This is a genomic window from Streptomyces sp. NPDC087906, assembly GCF_055584925.1.
Genome location: NZ_JBVJLC010000018.1, coordinates 99,363 through 117,887, shown reverse-complemented (window position 1 = coordinate 117,887; position 18,525 = coordinate 99,363). Strand labels below are relative to the sequence as shown.

Annotated in this window: 21 protein-coding genes and 1 pseudogene; 13 read left to right on the top strand and 9 right to left on the bottom strand. The window is 70.8% G+C overall.

The window, feature by feature from the left end; translation table 11 throughout:
• Window positions 1-135: 135 nt before the first annotated feature.
• From ACZ63I_RS33820 to ACZ63I_RS33780, 9 genes are all read right to left on the bottom strand, one after another.
• A complete protein-coding gene (locus ACZ63I_RS33820) occupies window positions 136-1,317 on the bottom strand; it encodes a phosphopentomutase (protein WP_469343273.1) in 1,182 nt (393 codons plus the stop codon).
• Window positions 1,314-2,480, bottom strand: a complete 1,167-nt coding sequence (locus ACZ63I_RS33815; protein WP_469343271.1) for an alanine racemase — start codon at window positions 2,478-2,480, stop codon at window positions 1,314-1,316. Before ACZ63I_RS33815 ends, ACZ63I_RS33820 begins: the two co-directional genes overlap by 4 nt.
• Before the next feature lie 2 nt (window positions 2,481-2,482).
• Entirely contained in the window at window positions 2,483-3,586 is a 1,104-nt protein-coding gene (locus ACZ63I_RS33810; RefSeq protein WP_469343269.1) for an aminotransferase class V-fold PLP-dependent enzyme, read from the bottom strand.
• A gap of 1 nt (window position 3,587) precedes the next feature.
• Complete coding sequence (locus tag ACZ63I_RS33805) at window positions 3,588-4,529, bottom strand: phosphotriesterase family protein (RefSeq protein WP_469343268.1); 942 nt, start codon at window positions 4,527-4,529, stop codon at window positions 3,588-3,590.
• Window positions 4,530-4,558: 29 nt separating this feature from the next.
• Window positions 4,559-5,917 (bottom strand): YhfT family protein, encoded by a 1,359-nt coding sequence (locus ACZ63I_RS33800; RefSeq protein ID WP_469343267.1) that lies wholly within the window; start codon window positions 5,915-5,917, stop codon window positions 4,559-4,561.
• A gap of 34 nt (window positions 5,918-5,951) precedes the next feature.
• Window positions 5,952-6,308, bottom strand: coding sequence for a DUF2620 domain-containing protein (locus tag ACZ63I_RS33795; protein WP_469343265.1), 357 nt, complete (start codon window positions 6,306-6,308; stop codon window positions 5,952-5,954).
• Between the two features lie 50 nt (window positions 6,309-6,358).
• On the bottom strand, window positions 6,359-6,733 hold the full coding sequence (locus tag ACZ63I_RS33790; protein WP_469343264.1) for a PRD domain-containing protein: 375 nt from the start codon (window positions 6,731-6,733) through the stop codon (window positions 6,359-6,361).
• A gap of 93 nt (window positions 6,734-6,826) precedes the next feature.
• On the bottom strand, window positions 6,827-7,765 hold the full coding sequence (yhfZ, locus tag ACZ63I_RS33785; RefSeq protein WP_469343262.1) for a GntR family transcriptional regulator YhfZ: 939 nt from the start codon (window positions 7,763-7,765) through the stop codon (window positions 6,827-6,829).
• Window positions 7,766-7,843: 78 nt separating this feature from the next.
• The gene (locus tag ACZ63I_RS33780) at window positions 7,844-8,680 is read right to left on the bottom strand and encodes an SAM-dependent methyltransferase (protein ID WP_469343260.1); all 837 of its coding nucleotides are present in this window, start codon (window positions 8,678-8,680) and stop codon (window positions 7,844-7,846) included.
• A 208-nt stretch (window positions 8,681-8,888) separates the two neighbouring features.
• On the opposite strand from ACZ63I_RS33780, the gene proS reads away from it, so the two are divergent.
• From proS to ACZ63I_RS33715, 13 genes and pseudogenes are all read left to right on the top strand, one after another.
• Window positions 8,889-10,301: a proline--tRNA ligase gene (proS, locus tag ACZ63I_RS33775; RefSeq protein WP_469343259.1), complete on the top strand. Its 1,413-nt coding sequence runs from the start codon at window positions 8,889-8,891 to the stop codon at window positions 10,299-10,301.
• Between the two features lie 188 nt (window positions 10,302-10,489).
• Entirely contained in the window at window positions 10,490-11,089 is a 600-nt protein-coding gene (locus tag ACZ63I_RS33770) for a hypothetical protein (RefSeq protein ID WP_469343257.1), read from the top strand.
• Window positions 11,090-11,305: 216 nt separating this feature from the next.
• Window positions 11,306-11,752 (top strand): 30S ribosomal protein S16, encoded by a 447-nt coding sequence (rpsP, locus tag ACZ63I_RS33765; protein ID WP_469343256.1) that lies wholly within the window; start codon window positions 11,306-11,308, stop codon window positions 11,750-11,752.
• A gap of 2 nt (window positions 11,753-11,754) precedes the next feature.
• On the top strand, window positions 11,755-11,994 hold the full coding sequence (locus tag ACZ63I_RS33760) for an RNA-binding protein (protein ID WP_020868149.1): 240 nt from the start codon (window positions 11,755-11,757) through the stop codon (window positions 11,992-11,994).
• A gap of 85 nt (window positions 11,995-12,079) precedes the next feature.
• The gene (rimM, locus tag ACZ63I_RS33755; RefSeq protein WP_469343255.1) at window positions 12,080-12,685 is read left to right on the top strand and encodes a ribosome maturation factor RimM; all 606 of its coding nucleotides are present in this window, start codon (window positions 12,080-12,082) and stop codon (window positions 12,683-12,685) included.
• Complete coding sequence (gene trmD / locus ACZ63I_RS33750; protein WP_469343254.1) at window positions 12,685-13,506, top strand: tRNA (guanosine(37)-N1)-methyltransferase TrmD; 822 nt, start codon at window positions 12,685-12,687, stop codon at window positions 13,504-13,506. The genes rimM and trmD overlap by 1 nt, the downstream gene beginning before the upstream one ends.
• 135 nt (window positions 13,507-13,641) lie before the next feature.
• Window positions 13,642-13,992, top strand: coding sequence for a 50S ribosomal protein L19 (gene rplS, locus ACZ63I_RS33745; RefSeq protein WP_041983945.1), 351 nt, complete (start codon window positions 13,642-13,644; stop codon window positions 13,990-13,992).
• 57 nt (window positions 13,993-14,049) lie between these two features.
• Window positions 14,050-14,805 (top strand): signal peptidase I, encoded by a 756-nt coding sequence (lepB, locus tag ACZ63I_RS33740; protein WP_469343252.1) that lies wholly within the window; start codon window positions 14,050-14,052, stop codon window positions 14,803-14,805.
• Window positions 14,798-15,879, top strand: a pseudogene (gene lepB, locus ACZ63I_RS33735) (signal peptidase I); the annotation flags it as partial. The gene lepB (ACZ63I_RS33740) and the pseudogene lepB (ACZ63I_RS33735), both read left to right, overlap by 8 nt.
• On the top strand, window positions 15,809-16,816 hold the full coding sequence (gene lepB, locus ACZ63I_RS33730; protein WP_469343283.1) for a signal peptidase I: 1,008 nt from the start codon (window positions 15,809-15,811) through the stop codon (window positions 16,814-16,816). The pseudogene lepB (ACZ63I_RS33735) and the gene lepB (ACZ63I_RS33730), both read left to right, overlap by 71 nt.
• Before the next feature lie 88 nt (window positions 16,817-16,904).
• Window positions 16,905-17,663 (top strand): signal peptidase I, encoded by a 759-nt coding sequence (gene lepB / locus ACZ63I_RS33725; RefSeq protein ID WP_469343251.1) that lies wholly within the window; start codon window positions 16,905-16,907, stop codon window positions 17,661-17,663.
• On the top strand, window positions 17,653-18,159 hold the full coding sequence (locus ACZ63I_RS33720) for an NUDIX hydrolase (protein WP_469343250.1): 507 nt from the start codon (window positions 17,653-17,655) through the stop codon (window positions 18,157-18,159). Before lepB (ACZ63I_RS33725) ends, ACZ63I_RS33720 begins: the two co-directional genes overlap by 11 nt.
• Window positions 18,160-18,214: 55 nt before the next feature.
• Entirely contained in the window at window positions 18,215-18,523 is a 309-nt protein-coding gene (locus ACZ63I_RS33715; protein WP_014675276.1) for a DUF2469 domain-containing protein, read from the top strand.
• Window positions 18,524-18,525 lie beyond the last annotated feature (2 nt).

Genomic DNA, 18,525 nt, shown 5'->3' with positions numbered 1-18,525 from the left:
GCAGGAGGGGGGTGTCCGGACGTAAAGCGTAGGAGTTCTAGCGATCGAGCAGTCCGGACACCCCCCTCCGGAGGCCCCGGAACCCGGCACCAGCCAAGCGGGCCGCAACCAAGACCCAACCGAGCCGCGACGCCGTCACATGGGGAGGCCCAGCGACGACGCCGCCGCGAGGCCTACCGATGTCAGCGACGACGCGTCCGGTAGCCGCGTCAGCGACCGCGCCTCCGGGCGGTGCATCAGCACCGGGACGTACTCCCGCGTGTGGTACGCGTGGCCGATCGTCGGGTCGTTCCCGTGGTCGCCCGTCACGATCAGCCGGTCACCCGCGCCGTCCAGCACCTCAAGCAGCGCCGCGAGACCCGCGTCCGTCTGCTCCAGCACGTCCCCGTACCGCTCGGTGTCCTGCTGGTGGCCCGCCAGGTCCGTCTCCTGGACGTTCGCGACGACCAGACCCGGGCCCGGCGCCCGTACCGCCTCCAGCGTGGCGGCCAGGACGTCGGCGGTCGCCACGCACGGGCGTCGCACCGCCGCCTCGCAGACCAGGATGTCCGCCGCCTTGCCGACGAGGGTCACCGGGATGCCCGCGCGCGCCGCGACGTCGGGCAACTGGCGGGTGTGGTCGACAGGCGCGCCCAGGTGCTGCACCTGGAGGCCGCCGTTGCGGTAGAAGCCCGTCGCCGGGGTGTCCAGGCCGACCGTTCCGCCGTCGCCGTCCCGTACGTACGCGGGCAGCGGCCCGTCGGCGTGGCCGCCGACGGCGATGACGCGGGCGACGGGCGCCACCGAACGTACCGTGCGGGCGATTGCCAGGACGCGGTCGAAGGGCAGGTCATCCAGGCGGGCCGAGGCGTTCCAGTTGATGCCGGGGTCCGCCTCCAGGTTGTCGTGGACGAGGACGGCGCCGTCCACGACGAGCAGCGGGCGGCCGTCCAGTGGCGACACCTCGTGGCCCGCGGCCTTCAACGCGTCGGTCACCTCGGGCAGATGCTCGGCCAGCCGGGCCACCGTGACACGGCTGAAGTCGGCGCCCATCATCGTCTGGTGCCCGGCGAACGTGTCCGCGCCGGGGTAGCCGAGCGCGGCGCGGCCCACCGCGACCGGCAGCGCGGTGGTGGCGGCGAGGCCGGGGTGCGGATGGACGACGCCGAGCCCCAGCGCGCCGAGCGTCGGCAGCCGCAGCGGCCGGCCGGCCGCCGCGCGGTGGTCCAGGACGTGCCCGCACGTGTCGGCGGCGATGTCGCCGGGGCGCAGCGCCCCCGCGTCCGGCATCGCGCCGATGCCGAAGCCGTCGATGACGACGATGACGGTCTTGCTCATGGCGCTCCTTGCAGCGGCCGGCCGTGCGCGTCGTACAGGCCGGTCAGCCGGGGCGCGCCGGTGGACAGGCCCGAGACGACGGCGACGGTCGAGCGGGTGACGAAGATCTGGGTGCGGAAGGCGAGTACGGCGGTGTCGCCGGCGCGGACGGCGGGCGCCGCGTCCGTCAGCCGGTAGTAGTCGATGTTCTCGGCGGGAGAGTCCTGGACGGGCAGCCGCAGTCCGGTACGGGGCAGCAGCGCGGCCTTGATCCCGGCGCGTGCGTAGAAGCCGCCGCCGTACAGCGCGTGTCTGCCGTCGGCGAGGGTGTGTGCGACCTCGCTGACGTACACGTAGGCGGGCTGCTCCGGCTGATGCGCGTCGACCGCGTGCAGCGGGGTGGTGCCGGTCAGGGAGTGGCCCGGTTCGCCGTGGGTCGCGCCGAGTTCGGCGAGCAGCGGGAGCGTCGCCATGGAGGTGGCGCTCGGGGCGCTGAGCCCCAGCCGCTGGTGGCCGCGCGCGGCGAGCAGATCGCGTGCCTTGACGGCGAGTTCGAAGTTCGGCGTGGGCGCGGGCACGCCGGTCGCCGGGTCGCACAGCACGCAGGGGAACGCGGTGACGCCCGCGACGCGGATGCCGGGCAACTGCTCGGCGGCTTCGGCGAACGTGTCGAGGCCGTCGAGGGGTACGCCGCCTTCCTGGCCCGGGTAGACGGAGCCCGCCGCGCCTTCGAGGCGTACGAACACGTCCTGGACGAGGCCGAGTTCGCGTGCGGCGTCGGAGACGGCGCGGGCGTTGGCCAGGTCGAAGACGGTGACGGCCTCGGGCCGCCAGGCCAGCATCTCGGGCAGGTCGCGGCGCGGGATCTGGACGAGGTGGCCGAGGTTGCCGGCCCGCGCGCCGGTGGCGTGCAGGGTGCGGGCCTCGGCCGGGTCGATCGCGGCGAAGGCGGGGATGTGCCGGGCGATGGCGCGGATCAGCGCGGGGTTGCGGCCGAGCTGTTTGACGACGAACCACAGGCTGAGGCCGAGCCGTTGGGCTTCGGCCGCCAGGAGCGCGGCGTTGGCCTCCACGGCGTCGGCGTCCATGACGTACGTGTCGGGCGGGATCGCGCCGGAGGCGTGCAGTGCGGTCGCCGTCTCGACGAGCGCGGCGTTGCGGGTGAGGACGGTGTCGAGGAACACGGTCAGCCCTCCAGGTCGAGCAGCGAACGGCGCAGGATCTCCACGACGAGATCGGCGCCGGCGCGCATCGGGTTGATCCGTACGGTCCAGTCGGCGAGTTCGGGGGTGTCGTCCAGCGACGAGCTGGACATCCGGTAGAACAGCGGCGTTATCTCGTAACGGGAGTTGGAACCGACCGGGTAGGGCGCGGCGCCGTACTTCGCTGCCACCGCCGGGAGTTGGCGGGCGACGGGCCGCTCAAGCCGGACCAGCAGGCAGCGGTCCTGGGCGTTGGCGATACGGACCTCGGCGACGCCCGGCACCTCGCCCGCCGCGAGCCGGTCGGCGACCTCGGCGCCCACCTGCGACTGGATGGCCCACATGACGGGCACGTGTGTGAGGGCGCGCAGCGCGTCGAGCGCCTGCTGGCCCTGTACTTGGCCGCCGCCGGAGTAGTTGTCGGCGCGGACGCTCTCGACGAGGTCGCGGGAGCCGACGACGGCGCCCACCCCTTCCGGGCCGTGCAGCTTGAACAGCGAGAAGCAGGAGGCGTCGGCGCCGAGTTCCACCCCGGACGCGGGCACCCGCATGACGGCGTAGTTGTCGTCAACGATCGTGCGTACGCCCGCTTCGGCGCAGGCGGCGATCACCTCGCCGGGGTCGTACGAGTCGGCGAGCCGCTGCCGGCTGTGCTGGACGTACGCCCAGCGGAAGCGGCCGGACGCGAGGGCCTGCCGCAGCTCCGCCGGGTCGTTGAAGTCGGCCTCGACGGTACGCACGCCGAGGCCGCGCAGCGTGGTGGCGGTGGTGCGGTAGACGGGCGCCCGGTGGATGAGGAGCGGGTCGCCGGGGGACACGGCGGCCTGGAGCGCGGCCCGGATCGCGCCGGTGCCCGCGCCCTGGACGAGGGCGGCGTCCTCGGCGCCGAAGTGCCCGGCGAGCACCGCTTCGACGCGTGCGGTCGTACGGGGCCTGCCGAGGCCGGGTACGACACCGGCGTCGGCCTCGAAGAGCTGGGGGCCCTCGAAGTGCGCCGCGGTGTGTTCGAGCAGCCGGAACTGGACGCGGACCGCCTCGTCGATGCCTACCGTCGCCAGCGGGTGGGTGGTGGGCAGGTGTACGGGCATCTCAGATCTCCTCGACGTCGGCGCCGGTGAGGAAGCGCAGGGGATTGCGGCGGGTCATCAGGTCCACCAGGTCGTCGTCCACCCCTGCGGCGCGCGCCTTCGGCAGGAAGGACCGGAAGAGGTGCCCGTATCCCTGGCCGCCCTCGGAGGTGAGATAGCCGTGCCGGGAGATGTCGCAGCTCAGCAGGACCCGGTCGGCGTGGCCCGCTTCGAGCAGCGCGAGCAGCAGCCGCAGCCGGGTGTCGTCGCTCTGGTAGGCGGACTTGCCTACGGTGTCGAACGCGACGTACGCACCGCTCGCCGCGAGCGCGCGGTGCACCACCGGGGCGTCCAGCAGGTCTTGGTGGCCGACGGAGATCCGGTGCGGTGCGAGGCCGGCGCCGGTGAGCAGGTCGAGCTGGGCGAGTCCGCCGTGCCCGAGCTGGGCGTGGGTGGCGACGGAGAGACCGGTCGCGAGCGCGGCGTGCGCGGACGCGAGGAGCGCGCGGGTCTCCGGCTCGGACGGCCGGTCGCCGTGGCTGCCGATCTCGCCGAGCACCCCCGGCTTGACGCCGGTGTCGCCGATGCCGTCGGTGATCTCCCTGACGAGCGTGTCGGTGAGCTGCCCGACGCCTGTGTCCGCGATCTCCCGCGGGTGGAACGGCTCGTAGTACCAGCCGGTGGCCGCGACCACGGCGACGCCGGACTCGGCCGCGATCCTGGCCAGCGCGCGCGGGTCGCGGCCCATCCCGCGGCAGGTCAGCTCGACGACCAGGGCCAGGCCGAACTCCTCATGCAGAGCGGCCAGTTCGGCGGTGACGGCCGCGGTGTGCCGGCCGTCGATGACGGCCTCGCCGCTGTCGGTCCTGTCGAGGTCGAGGGCCAGATGTTCGTGCGCCAGGGCCGGGCCGCGCACGGCGGACACGGGCAGCGGCCCGGCGACGGTGTGGAGATGGTGCTGCATGTGCTGCGCTTCCTGAGGTGGGGGGTGCTCTAGCTCTTGATCGGGGTGAAGAGGTCGAGCCAGTACAGGACGTTGAGCAGGATGCCGCCGACGATGACGGCGGCCGGGGCCGCTGCCATCCGCACCACGGGCCGGCCCATCGCCTCGTTGATCAGGTAGAGCCCGCCGACGATGAGGATCGCGAGACCGCCGCCCATGACGTTCGCCGCGAGCAGCGAGCCGAAGAGGATGGCCAGGGACAGCGTCTCGGTGATGGCGCCGCGCAGGTGCTCGGAGGAGTCGCGGACGCTCGGCAGCTTGCCGAGGAGCCTGCCGATGTACGACAGGGCCAGCACTTCGAGGGCGAAGACGACGGCGCCGACGACGGCGGCGAGGAACGGGTTCGGCAGGAGGTAGCCGATGGGGTACACGAGCGTGAAACCGGCGATGCCGTACGCGCCGGAGGCGAGGGCGGTCGTCGCGATCAGCGGGATGAAGCCGAAGACGCGGTAGAAGTCGACCTGCGCCGCCTCGCTGTACTGCCCCTTGGCTATCAGGAAGCTGGTGGCCTCACCACCGCCGAATATGTGCATCTGGGCGAGTACGCAGACGCCCGCGCCGAGCACCATGAACAGCGGCAGGTACCGGCGCAGCCGCGCGGCGCTCGCGCTGAACAGGGACGCCATCGGGTCGTCCGGATCGGCTTCCGCCGGCTCGTCACCTGTCTTGCCCTCGGCGACGGCCGCCGCCCGGTCGGCCTTGCGCTGGAGCAGGTCCTTGCGGACGGCGAAGCCGATGAGCATCAGCACCCCGGCGGCCATCGCGAGCGATCCGGCGAAGACGTTCGGCCACAGCTTCATCGTCATGATCACGAAGGCCAGCTCGATCACGGCGGCGATCCCGCCGCGCGCCCGGCCGAACTGCTTGGTGATGGCGAGCACCGGGAACAGCGTGAACAGGAACAGGATCGGCGTGGACATCTGCTGCATCGCCGTCAGGAAGTCGACGGGCAGCTTGTGCGCCAGGTTGTTGGTGCCGCCGAGCCCGAAGACGATCAGCGCGCCCCAGGCGCCGCCCAGCAGCGGCGCGAGCCACTTCTTGAACGCCAGGATGCCGAGGATGTCGGTCGGCAGGAACAGCAGCCACGGGTTGAGGACGCCGGAGGACAGGGCCATCGGCGCGCCGAGGCCGAAGATGAACCCGGCCGAGAGGCCGAAGGACACCGCGGCCGTGGCGCTGCGGGACGAGCGCCCCTGGATGAAGTCGAGCATGAAGGGGCGGGTGCCGTCGTTGAAGACGGCCAGGGCCATGTGCGAGATGAACGCGGTGAGCGCGGCGAGCACGATGACGGTCAGTTGCTGGGCGAGCGTGAAGTCCAGGTGGTTGGTGCTCGCTGCGAGGGTGTTCACGGGAGTTTCTCCTCCGGGCCCTGGAATTCAGGGATCAGCCGCGCGCGGCGATGGCGCGGGCCATGACCGGCGCCACGGCGTCGATCTGGTCGATGGCGAAGCCGAAGACCTTCTTGCCTTCGGCGAGCAGGGCGGTGACCTCGTCCTCGGTGGGGACCGAGCGGCCGAAGGTGTGGCACAGCGGCTTGCCGAGCAGTCCCACGAGCACGCCGAGGGAGGCGCCGGCTCCGGTGTGGCAGGTGCCGAGGTAGAAGTCGGCCTGGCCGCCGCGGAGCTTCATCGCCGCGTCCATGTCGTTGGAGACGGCGATCTCGACGCCGTCGATGCCGAGCGTGGAGACGATGCCGGCGACCTCGGTCTTGCCGACGCCTCCGGTGAGGATCTTCGTCATGGCTGTCTTCCTTTCGGGCGGGCTTTCGGGCGGGCTTACGGGCGGAGCTTTCAGGCGGGGGAGTTCTGGGCGAGTACGGCGAGGTGCAGCGCGAGGAAGTTGATCTCCGAGTCGGGCAGGGGGGTGCCCAGCTCACGCCCGGCCCGCGCGGAGACCGCCCGGGACCTGGCGACCGCCTCGGGGTGGTCGGCGAGTTCGGCCGCCACCTGCTCGTCGGTGGTGAAGTTCTCAATGGGTTCACCGTCGAGAAGCCTGGTCAGCGCCATCATCAGATGGCTGGTGAGCATGCCCGCCGTGGCTTCCGTGACGGTGCGGCCCTCGTCGGCCAGCGCGGTCAGTTCGCCGGTCACGAAGGCGGCGACCTCGGGGCGTACCTGACCGCTCTCGCGGAAGAGCTGGATGCGGAGGGCGAGCTGGTCGTCCATGGGGTCCTCCTAGAGCATGCTCGACAAGTCGATAAGACAGTAACCAGTATTTTGTATTTTGAGCCTACGCCTCGACCCTCCGATTTCCGGGTCTCAGTACGAAGGCGTCCGTTCATGGCGCAGCACCTGCGTCTGGACGGAGGTCACGATCGACAGGTCGAGCGAGTCGCGTACGGCGCCGAGCGCCTTCGCCCCTTCGGTTCTGCCGATGATCGCCGCGCTGGAGTTGCGCAGCGATAGGTCGCGGTTGATCTCGTCGCCGAGCGGCAGGACGTCCACCCCGCCGCCGAGCCGGTCCTGCGCCTCGTCCAGGTTCCAGACGGTGGCGTCGGCAAGGTCACGTTCGAAGAGCTCCCGCAGTTGCATGTACGACGCCTCGACCCACTCGATGTCGGTGCGCCCGGCGAAGACCCGGTCGGCGAGCATCCGGCCGTCCTCCGACGCGTGGTCGACGGCGACCCGCAGTCCGGGGGAGTCCTGGGTGACGCCGTGCCGCAGCAGCAGCCCGTGCGCGCCGACGTAGGTGGCGGGGCCGAGATCGGCCACCAGCTCCACCGGATGCTCCTCGATCAGCCGGTCCGCCGCGAAGCGCGAGAGCACCACCAGATCGACCTTGCCTTCGAGCAGCGCGGTCGTCCGGGCGCCCGCGCCGCGCATGAAGGTGATCGCGAAGGGTGCGCCCGCCTCCTCGAACGCGGAGCGCAGTCCGGTGGCCAGCCCCTCGTAGCGGCGCGAGTACGGCAGGGGCATCGCGGCGAGCAGGGTGCCGAGGCCGGACAGCCGCCACAGGACGGCCCGGTCCGAGCGGACCAGGAACGTGCCGAGATGGCCGCGGGCCGTCGTCTCTATGGCCTCGGCGTTCTCCAGCAGTTGGAGCGCCGCCTGTACGGTGCCGTTGCCGACCCCCAGCTCTTCGGCGAAGTCGCGGACGCGCGGCAGCCGGGTGTCCGGCTCATGGTTCAGCAGGAGAACCGCGAGCTGCCGGGCCGCGAGCCCGTTGCGCGTCAGAAAGCGCTCGTCGAAGGCTGTCACGGAAGAGACAGTAACCAGGATTCTGGATACTGACAAGGATTTCTGCGGTCCACGTGAAGGACGCGCTGAATCCGCAGGTCAGGGAGTACGGGCGATCAGGTAGCGGAACACGTTCGGCATCCAGACCGTGCCGTCGCGGCGGACATGCGGATGCAGCGCCTCCGCGATCTCCTTCTCCACCTGGCGCCGGTCGGTGGCCCGTATCGCGCCGTCGTACACGCCCGTCGACAGCATCCCGCGCACCGCGCTCTCCGTGTCCGCGTAGCCGAAGGGGCAGGCCACCCGGCCCGAGCCGTCCGGGCGCAGCCCCACGCGCGCCGCCACGTCCTCCAGATCGTCCCGCAGCGCCGGCCGCCACGTGCCCTTGCGCAGCCGGTCCGTCAGCCGGCCCGCCACCTGGAGCACCCCGGCCGTCGCACACCGCTCCGGCGGGCCCCAGCCCGCCAGCACCACCGGCGCGCCCCGCTTGGCCAGCGGTATCGCCCGGCCGAGCGCGGGCCCCAGGCCCTTGGTGTCGCCCGCGACAGAGCCGACCGGCTGGAAGGCGGTGATCACGTCGTACCCCGGCCTGCCCGGTTCCGCGGCGTCCGCCAGCCGGTCCGCCGGCAGCAGCGTGCCGCTGTCCAGCCGCTCACCGGCCAGCGCGAGCAGTTCGCTGTCGGAGTCCACGCCGGTCGCCTCGGCGCCCAGGGTGGCCGCCATCAGCAGCGCGAGCCCCGAGCCGCAGCCGAGGCCCAGCAGCCGGGTCCCCTCGCGGACCTCCAGGCGCTGGTACACCGCTTCGTAGAGCGGCACCAGCATCCGTTCCTGGATCTCGGCCCAGTCGCGGGCACGCGCACTCACGTCCGCCGAAGCCGTCGAAGCCGAGGCCGCGTGCGTCTGATGCCGGTGGTGCTTGACGAGCGTAGGTGTCATGGATAGCGCCCCAATCCGCCGAGAGGTCAGCATGCCCTGATTGACATCCCCCGTGTACGTGCGCGCCTTCGTCCCCCGTATGCCAGGGAACTCCCCATCCGTGCTCCCGTCCAGTGGGTGTCAGGCAAACTGTGTGTGTCGCGGGCGTACGCCCCGGCGCACAGGGCCGATTCTGTCCCGCGCTTCACATCGCCGTACGATGCCCGCCATGGCAAAGGCACCCGTACTCACGCCCCGGGCGGACGATTTCCCCCGCTGGTACCAGGATCTGATCAACAAGGCCGAACTGGCCGACAACGGGCCGGTACGCGGCACGATGGTGATTAGGCCGTACGGGTACGCCCTGTGGGAGCGGATGCAGTCCGGCATGGACGCCAGGATCAAGGCGACCGGCACCCAGAACGCCTACTTCCCCCTGCTCATCCCCCAGTCGTACCTCGCCCGCGAGGCCGACCACGTCGAGGGCTTCGCCCCCGAGCTGGCCGTCGTCACGCACGGCGGCGGCAAGGAGCTGGAAGAGCCCGCCGTCGTCCGGCCCACCTCCGAGACGATCATCAACGAGTACTTCGCGAAGTGGGTGCAGAGCTACCGCGACCTGCCGCTGCTGATCAACCAGTGGGCCAACGTCGTCCGCTGGGAGCTGCGCCCGAGGCTCTTCCTGCGCACCTCCGAATTCCTCTGGCAGGAGGGCCACACCGCCCACGCCAGCTACGAGGAGGCGCACGACTTCGCCGCCCGCATCCACCAGGACGTCTACGGCGACTTCATGGAGAACGTCCTCGCCATGGACTTCGTCCTCGGCCGCAAGACGCCCAAGGAGCGGTTCGCCGGCGCCATCAACACCCTCACCCTCGAAGGGATGATGGGCGACGGTAAGGCGCTCCAGCTCGGCACCAGCCATGAACTGGGGCAGAACTTCGCCAAGGCGTTCCACACCCGCTACCTGTCGAAGGACGGCGAGCAGGAGTACGTCTGGCAGACCTCCTGGGGCTCGACCACCCGCATGATCGGCGCGCTGGTGATGATGCACGGCGACGACAACGGCCTGCGTGTACCGCCCCGGCTCGCCGCCGTCCAGGTCGTCGTCCTCGCCATCAAGGGCGACGAGGCGGTGGCCAAGGTCCGCGAGCTGGGCGAGCAGCTCACCGCCGCCGGGATCCGCGTCCAGGTCGACGACCGCATCGACACCCCCTTCGGCCGGCGCGCCGTCGACTGGGAGCTGAAGGGCGTGCCCGTACGGATCGAGATCGGCCCGCGCGACCTGGAGAACGGTACGGCGATGCTGGCCCGCCGGATCCCCGGCGGCAAGGAGCCGGTCGCGCTCGACGCGGTCGCCGGGCTGCTGCCCGGCATCCTGGAGGAGGACCAGGCGCTGCTGCTCGCGCAGTCACGCGAGCGCCGCCTCTCCCGTACCAGCGACGTCGGCACCCTGGAGGAGGCGGCCGAGGTCGCCAACGCCGGCGGCTGGGCGCGGGTGCCGTGGGACAAGCTCGGCGCCGAGGGCGAGGCGGCCCTCGCCGGGCAGGGCGTGTCCGTACGGGCACTGGTCGCCGAGGACGGCTCGGTGCCGGAGGCCGACGACGCCCCGGGTACTGTCGCTGTCGTGGCGCGCGCCTACTGACGTAGATCGGCTACGTGCCGGAGCGTACGAGTCGCTACGTACCACCTTGGTGTGAGCTGTGAGGCTTCTCCGCAGATAGACGCACCCGCCCTCGTCAGGACGCATCAACGGCAACTGACGGGTACGTGCAAATTATTTGGGATGCCCCGTAATGGAACCCGGGAGCCGTTCTGCTCGTTATTCACGACGTGAGCACGACACCACCTGTTCTCGCCGCAGAGCTGGCGCAGGCGTGGGCCGATATTCAGCGGCACCACCCCGAGCTGCCCGATCTTGCCGCGCCAGAGTCCCTGATCGGAGAGTCCTCGTCCGCCTGCGGCGCCGAGCTCTCCTTCGAACGACTGCTTCACGAAGCGGTCCATGGCATTGCCGCAGCCAGAGGCGTCCGTGACACCTCGCGCGCAGGCCGCTACCACAACCGCCGATTCCTCGCGATCGCCGAGGAGATGGGTCTGGACCACCCCGACGAGCCGCATCCCAGCAGCGGCTTCTCGCTGGTCCTGCTCAGCCCCGAGGCCAAGCGCCGCTACCGGCCGACCATGGAGCGGCTGCAGCGCGCTCTCAAGGCGCACACCGTCGCGACGGCGGCCGACACCAAGCGCAGCTTCCGGGGTCCGGCCGCCCGGCACGGCTCGTCCGGCGGGGGCGTCCGGGTCAAGGCGGTCTGCGACTGCGGGCGCAACGTACGGGTCGTGCCCTCGGTCCTCGCGCAGGCGCCCATCGTCTGCGGCGGCTGTCTCAAGCCGTTCCGCATCCCGGAACAGGAAGTGGTCGCCGCTGCGAGCTGAAGTGCCGGGCAGCTCCGCAGCGCGCCGCCGTCCGTGCCTCTCCTGCCGGGTCAAGCCCCACCGCAGGTGTGTGGCACAATGGCAAGCTGCACTCGACAGTCGCACAGGACCCCTCTCTCCTCCGGCTGACGCGTCCATCGGGCATTTCGGGTGCCGCAACCCCACGTGGCATTCCCGCCGTGCCCAACCACGTCAAGACCAGGAGACACCACTCCCGTGGCAGTCAAGATCAAGCTGAAGCGTCTGGGCAAGATCCGTTCGCCTCACTACCGCATCATCGTCGCCGACTCCCGTACCCGCCGCGACGGCCGGGCCATCGAGGAGATCGGCCTGTACCACCCGGTGCAGAACCCCTCGCGTATCGAGGTCGACTCGGACCGCGCGCGCTACTGGCTGTCCGTCGGCGCCCAGCCGACCGAGCCGGTCCTCGCGATCCTCAAGCTCACCGGTGACTGGCAGGCCCATAAGGGACTGCCGGCCCCCGCGCCGCTGCTCATGCCGGAGCCCAAGGCCGACAAGCGCGCCCTCTTCGAGGCCGCCACGAAGGACGCCGGCGACGAGCCCAAGGGTGAGGCCATCACCCAGAAGGCGAAGAAGGCCGACAAGAAGGCGGACGACGCCGGGACCGAGTCCCCGGCCGCCGCCGAGCCGACCGAGGCCTGAGCATGCTCGAGGAGGCTCTCGAGCACCTCGTGAAGGGCATCGTCGACAACCCCGACGAAGTGCAGGTCGCCTCGCGCAACCTGCGCCGCGGCCGCGTACTGGAGGTCCGGGTCCACCCCGACGACCTCGGTAAGGTGATCGGCCGCAACGGCCGCACCGCACGCGCGCTGCGGACCGTCGTGGGCGCCATCGGCGGCCGTGGCATCCGCGTCGACCTCGTCGACGTGGACCAGGTCCGCTGACTGAAGTTGTGACACCGGCACGGGCCGGGAAGGACCTTCGCGGCCCTTCCCGGCCCGTCGTCGTACGACAGGAGAAACGAGCACCGTGCAGTTGGTAGTGGCGCGCATCGGGCGCGCCCATGGGATCAAAGGCGAGGTCACCGTCGAGGTGCGCACGGACGAGCCCGAACTGCGGCTCGGGCCCGGCGCCGTGCTCGCCACCGAACCGGCCTCCGTCGGACCGCTGACGATCGAGACGGGCCGGGTGCACAGCGGAAGGCTGCTGCTGCGTTTCGACGGCGTGAGCGACCGCTCGGGGGCCGAGGCGCTGCGCAACACCCTGCTCATCGCCGAGATCGACCCGGAGGAACTCCCCGAGGACCCGGAGGAGTACTACGACCACCAGTTGATGGACCTGGACGTCGTCCTGGCCGACGGCACGGAGATCGGCCGGATCACCGAGATCACCCACCTGCCCTCGCAGGACCTGTTCATCGTGGAGCGCCCCGACGGCAGCGAGGTGATGATCCCGTTCGTCGAGAAGATCGTCACGGAGATCGACCTCGAAGAGCAGCGGGCCGTGATCACCCCGCCGCCCGGACTGCTGGACGACGGCGCTGCGGAAGTGGCGGGCAAGGGCGAGGCCGCTGAGGACACCGCCGCCGGCGCCTCCGCCGCCACCGATGACGCCCCCGCCAAGGGCGACGCCTGATGCGGCTGGACGTCGTCACGATCTTCCCCGAGTACCTGGACCCGCTGAACGTCTCCCTCGTCGGCAAGGCACGCGCCCGCGGCCTGCTCGACGTACACGTACACGATCTGCGGCAGTGGACCCACGACCGGCACAACACGGTCGACGACACCCCGTACGGGGGCGGCCCCGGCATGGTCATGAAGACCGGCCCGTGGGGCGAGTCGCTCGACGAGGCGCTGGCGGACGGCTACGAGTCGGGCGCCCGCAGCCCCGTACTCGTCGTCCCCACCCCCAGCGGCCGGCCCTTCACCCAGGAACTCGCCGTCGAACTCTCCGAGCGCCCCTGGCTGATCTTCACCCCGGCCCGCTACGAAGGCATCGACCGCCGGGTCGTCGACGAGTACGCGAGCCGCATGCCGGTCCACGAGGTGTCCATCGGCGACTACGTGCTGGCCGGCGGCGAGGCGGCCGTCCTCGTCATCACGGAAGCGGTGGCCCGGCTGCTGCCCGGCGTCCTCGGCAACGCCGAGTCCCACCAGGACGACTCGTTCGCGCCCGGCGCCATGGCCAACCTGCTCGAAGGGCCCGTCTACACCAAGCCCCCGCAGTGGCGCGGCCGGGGGATCCCGGACATCCTGCTGAGCGGCCACCACGGGAAGATCGCGCGCTGGCGCCGGGACGAGGCCCTGCGCCGTACCGCCGCCAACCGGCCCGACATGATCGAGCGCTGGGACGCCGCCGCCTTCGACAAGAAGGACCGCGAGACGCTCTCCATCATGGGCTGGGCACCGGAGCCCGGCGGCCGATTTTGGCGCAGGCCCGCCGCCATGGAAGAATGAGCCGTTGCTGTACGTCCGGAGTGCGCCCCTGCCACAGGGGGAACGACGCCCGCCCGACGCGAACGGCACACCCCGAACTCTCATTACGACATCGCCGTTGATGACCTGTGGCATCAACGAGGAAGCAGATCTTTCATGTCCAGCCTGCTAGAGACCGTCGACGCCACCTCGCTGCGCACCGACCTCCCGGCCTTCCGCCCCGGTGACACGGTCAACGTGCACGTACGAGTCATCGAAGGCAACCGGTCCCGTATCCAGCAGTTCAAGGGCGTAGTCATCCGCCGCCAGGGCTCGGGCGTCCGCGAGACCTTCACGGTCCGCAAGGTCTCCTTCTCCGTCGGCGTCGAGCGCACCTTCCCCGCGCACAGCCCGATCTTCGAGAAGATCGAGCTCGTGAGCCGTGGCGACGTCCGCCGCGCCAAGCTGTACTACCTCCGTGAGCTGCGCGGCAAGGCCGCGAAGATCAAGGAGAAGCGCGACAACTGAGCCCGCGGGCTCGATCGCGCACGGGTCCGCGGCGCCGCCGGATAAGCTCTGGGCGCGATGGACACCGAAGAACGTGACATGGAGCGCGACCCCTCTTCCGCATCCCCGACCGGGGCGGAAGCGGGGTCGCGCTTCTCACGTTTCACCGGGCTCACGTGGCGCAGGCTCGTGTTCCTCGGCGCTCTCTGCGTCGTCGTCGTGCTCCTGTTCAGCCATTTCGTGGTGCAGCCCTTCCTGATCCCCAGCGGCTCGATGGAGCCGACGCTGCGCGTCGGCGACCGTGTACTGGTCAACAAGTTGGCGTACCGTTTCGGTGCTGTGCCGCAGCGCGGCGACGTGATCGTCTTCGACGGCACCGGATCCTTCGTCCAGGAGCCGCCGCCGGGCAATCCCGTCACCTCACTGCTGCACGGGGCGGCCGCGGCCCTCGGTCTCGCCGAGCCCGCCGAGACCGATTTCGTCAAGCGCGTGGTCGGGGTGGGCGGCGACCATGTGGTCTGCTGCGACAAGAGGGGCAGGGTCGAGGTGAACGGCCGGGCGGTGAACGAGCGCTACGTGTACCCCGGGGACGCGCCTTCCGAGGTCGAGTTCGACATCGTGGTGCCCACCGGACGGCTGTGGGTCATGGGCGACCACCGGGGCATCTCCCGCGACTCCCGGGACCATCTCGGCGAGCCCGGCGGCGGTGTGGTGCCCGTGGACCGGGTGATCGGCAGGACCGACTGGATCGGCTGGCCGTTCGCCCACTGGACCACGCTGAAGCGGACCGGCGCCTTCCAGGGCGTACGAGACGCCGGCGGCGCCCGTGGGTAAGCGCGGCCGGCCGGCCAGCCACGGGTCCGACACCCGGCTGCCCACGGGCACCCGGCCGACCGACGGGCGGCCCGCGCTCCCCGGCCGCGCCGAGCGGCGCAAGCTGGCGCGCCGGGTCAAGAACCGGCGCCGCAGGTCGGCCGTGGTCGAGGTGCCCGTCCTGATCGTCGTCGCCGTGCTCATCGCGCTCGTGCTCAAGACCTTCCTGGTGCAGGCGTTCGTGATCCCCTCCGGTTCGATGGAGGAGACGATCCGGATCAGCGACCGCGTCCTGGTGGACAAGCTGACGCCTTGGTTCGGCTCGAAGCCGAGCCGCGGCGACGTGGTGGTCTTCAAGGACCCCGGCGGCTGGCTGAAGGACGAGAAGCCCACCGCCGACACCTCTCCCGCGGGCGTCAAGCAGCTCAAGCAGGGACTCACGTTCATCGGACTGCTGCCGTCGGCCGACGAGCAGGATCTGATCAAGCGGGTGATCGCGGTCGGCGGTGACACCGTCAAATGTTGTGACAAGGATGGCAAAGTCACCGTCAACGGAACGCCGCTGAACGAGCCGTATCTGCACCCCGGGAACCCGCCGTCCACACTCTCGTTCGAAGTGAAGGTGCCGGCCGGGCGGATCTTCGTCATGGGAGATCACCGCTCCGACTCGGCCGATTCCCGCTTCCATCTCAACGAGAAATACCAGGGCACGGTGGCGGAGTCCGAGGTCGTGGGGCGTGCGGTGGTCATCGCCTGGCCGTTCGGCCACTGGCGCAGACTGGAGGAACCGGGCACGTACGCTTCGGTGGCCGACGCGCGTGCGGGCCCCGCGGCGGCGTCAGTACGTACGAATAGTGTGATCCCCAGGATCGCAACGGATTGGTCCGGCCCCCGGGCCCTGCGGAACTCCCGGTCGTTATGGGAGTGGTGGTCCTGTCCTGGAAGCGGGACAGGCGCTCGTACGGCTCGTACAGAGCGAATCGCAGAGTGAATCGCACGGAGTGAAGGAGTGGATGTGGGGGACGTGGCGGTCGGCGCACGATCCGGACACGATGGTCCCGAGGAGGGACACGAGCAGCTCGCCGAGTCGCCCGCAGCCGTGACCGATATGACGAACGACATGACGAAACCGGCGGCGCCGGGGAGCGGAGCGGGCACGGAATCCGGGAGCGGCACCGAGTACGGCGGCAGTGGCGGCCCCGGTGGCGGCGAGGGCGACGGGGAAGACGACGGCGAGGCCGGCAGGCCGCGCAAGCAGCGCTCCTTCTGGAAGGAGCTGCCCCTGCTGATCGGGATCGCGCTGGTACTGGCGCTGCTGATCAAGACCTTCCTGGTGCAGGCGTTCTCCATCCCTTCCGACTCGATGCAGGACACCCTGCAGCGGGGCGACCGGGTGCTGGTGGACAAGCTCACCCCGTGGTTCGGCGCCGAGCCGGAGCGCGGCGAGGTGGTCGTCTTCCACGACCCGGGCGGCTGGCTGGAGGACACCCCGACGCCGGATCCGAACGTGGCGCAGAAGTTCCTCAGCTTCATCGGCCTGATGCCGTCGGCCGAGGAGAAGGACCTGATCAAGCGGGTCATCGCGGTCGGCGGTGACACGGTGAGCTGCGACAAGGGCGGCAAGGTCAAGGTCAACGGGCACGCGCTGCAGGAGTCCGGGTACATCTACCCCGGCAACACTCCGTGCGACGACGAGCCGTTCGGGCCGATCAAGGTCCCCGACGGCCGTATCTGGGTCATGGGCGACCACCGGCAGAACTCGCTCGACTCCCGCTACCACCAGTCGCTGCCCGGCAACGGCACGGTCTCCACCGACGAGGTCGTCGGCCGGGCCATCGTCGTGGCCTGGCCGGTCAACCGGTGGGACGCGCTGTCCGTGCCGAGCACCTTCGACCAGTCGGGGCTGAGCGCGGCGGCCGGCGCGGCTCCGGTGGCGGTCGGCCTGGTGGGCGCCTTCCCGCTGGTGCTGTGGCGCAGGAAGCGGCGGGCCCGCGGGCTCAGCTCGGCGGACTCGCGGGCGAACCGGGCGTAACCCCGGGTAAGGTGCCGTCCCGGATCGTCGGTCTCCGACGATCGCCCTCGGTCTCCGAGGATCACCCTCCGGACATGGGAGCGCTGGGATGAGCGGGACAGGACGGAACAACGACGGCCACGGCCGCCTCGGCAGTGTGCTGTCGGGGCTGGCCGTGGCCGTCGGCTGTGTGCTCTTCCTCGGAGGGTTCGTCTGGGGCGCCGTCGTCTACCAGCCGTACACGGTGCCGACCGAGTCGATGACGCCGACGGTGGACGCGGGCGACCGGGTGCTCGCCCAGCGGATATCCGGCGCCGACGTGCGGCGCGGCGACGTGGTGGTCTTCAAGGACAAGCAGTGGGGCGATCTGCCCATGGTGAAGCGGGTGGCCGGGGTCGGCGGCGACAAGGTCGCCTGCTGCGACAGCCGCGGCCGGCTCACCGTCAACGGCAAGCCGATCGACGAGCCGTACACCCGGAAGGCCATCGGCGGGCTCGCCTCGGCGACCGCCTTCTCAGCGTCGGTGCCGAAGGGGCAGCTCTTCATGCTCGGTGACGAGCGCAGCGGTTCGCTGGACTCGCGCGTCCACCTCCAGGACCCCGATCAGGGCTCCGTGCCGCGCTCCGAGGTGCGGGCGCGGGTGGACGCCGTCGCCTGGCCGCTGGGGAGCATGATCGGCCGTCCCGCCTCCTTCGCCGCGCTGCCGGGCGGGGTGTCCCGGCCGGGGCCGCTGAAGCTGATGGTCGCGGCCGTGATCGCCGGCGCCGTACTGATCCTGGGCGGCGCTGCCCTCGGGCCGCTGCTGGACCGGCTGTCCAGGCCCCGGCGGGGCGCCAGGACGGGCGAGGTGTCCGCGGGTGCCCGCTGACGTGCCGGGCGGCGAGACGGTGCGGAAAGTGGCGCGGGTGGTGCTGCTCGACCCCGACGACCGGATCCTGCTGCTGCGCGGGTTCGAACCGGCCGACCCCGCCGACACGTGGTGGTTCACCCCGGGCGGAGGTCTGGAGGGCGACGAGACCAGACGGGACGCCGCGCTGCGCGAGCTGGCCGAGGAGACGGGGATCACACAGGTGGATCTCGGCCCGGTGCTGTGGCAGCGGATCTGCTCGTTCCCGTTCGACGGCCGCCGCTGGCACCAGGACGAGTGGTACTTCCTGGCACGTACGACACAGACCGACACCTCGTCCGCGGGGCTGACGGAGCTGGAACGCCGCAGTGTCGCCGGGTCGAGGTGGTGGACCTCCGCCGAACTGTCGGCGTCGCGTGAGACGGTGTATCCGACCAGGCTCGCCGGGCTGCTGCGCAGGCTGCTCGACGAGGGTCCTCCGGATGAGCCGGTGATCCTCGACCCCGAAATCGTCTAGGGGTGAGAGGCGCCGGAGCACAATGGGGGGACGTACGGCTGAAGGGGAACATGCCATGAGCGCCGAGGACCTCGAAAAGTACGAGACCGAGATGGAGCTGAAGCTCTACCGGGAGTACCGCGATGTCGTCGGTCTGTTCAAATATGTGATCGAGACCGAGCGCCGCTTCTATCTCACCAACGACTACGAGATGCAGGTGCACTCGGTGCAGGGTGAGGTTTTCTTCGAGGTGACCATGGCGGACGCCTGGGTCTGGGACATGTACAGGCCGGCCAGGTTCGTCAAACAGGTCCGGGTGCTCACATTCAAGGACGTGAACATCGAGGAGCTGAACAAGAGCGATCTCGAACTGCCGGGCGGCTGAAG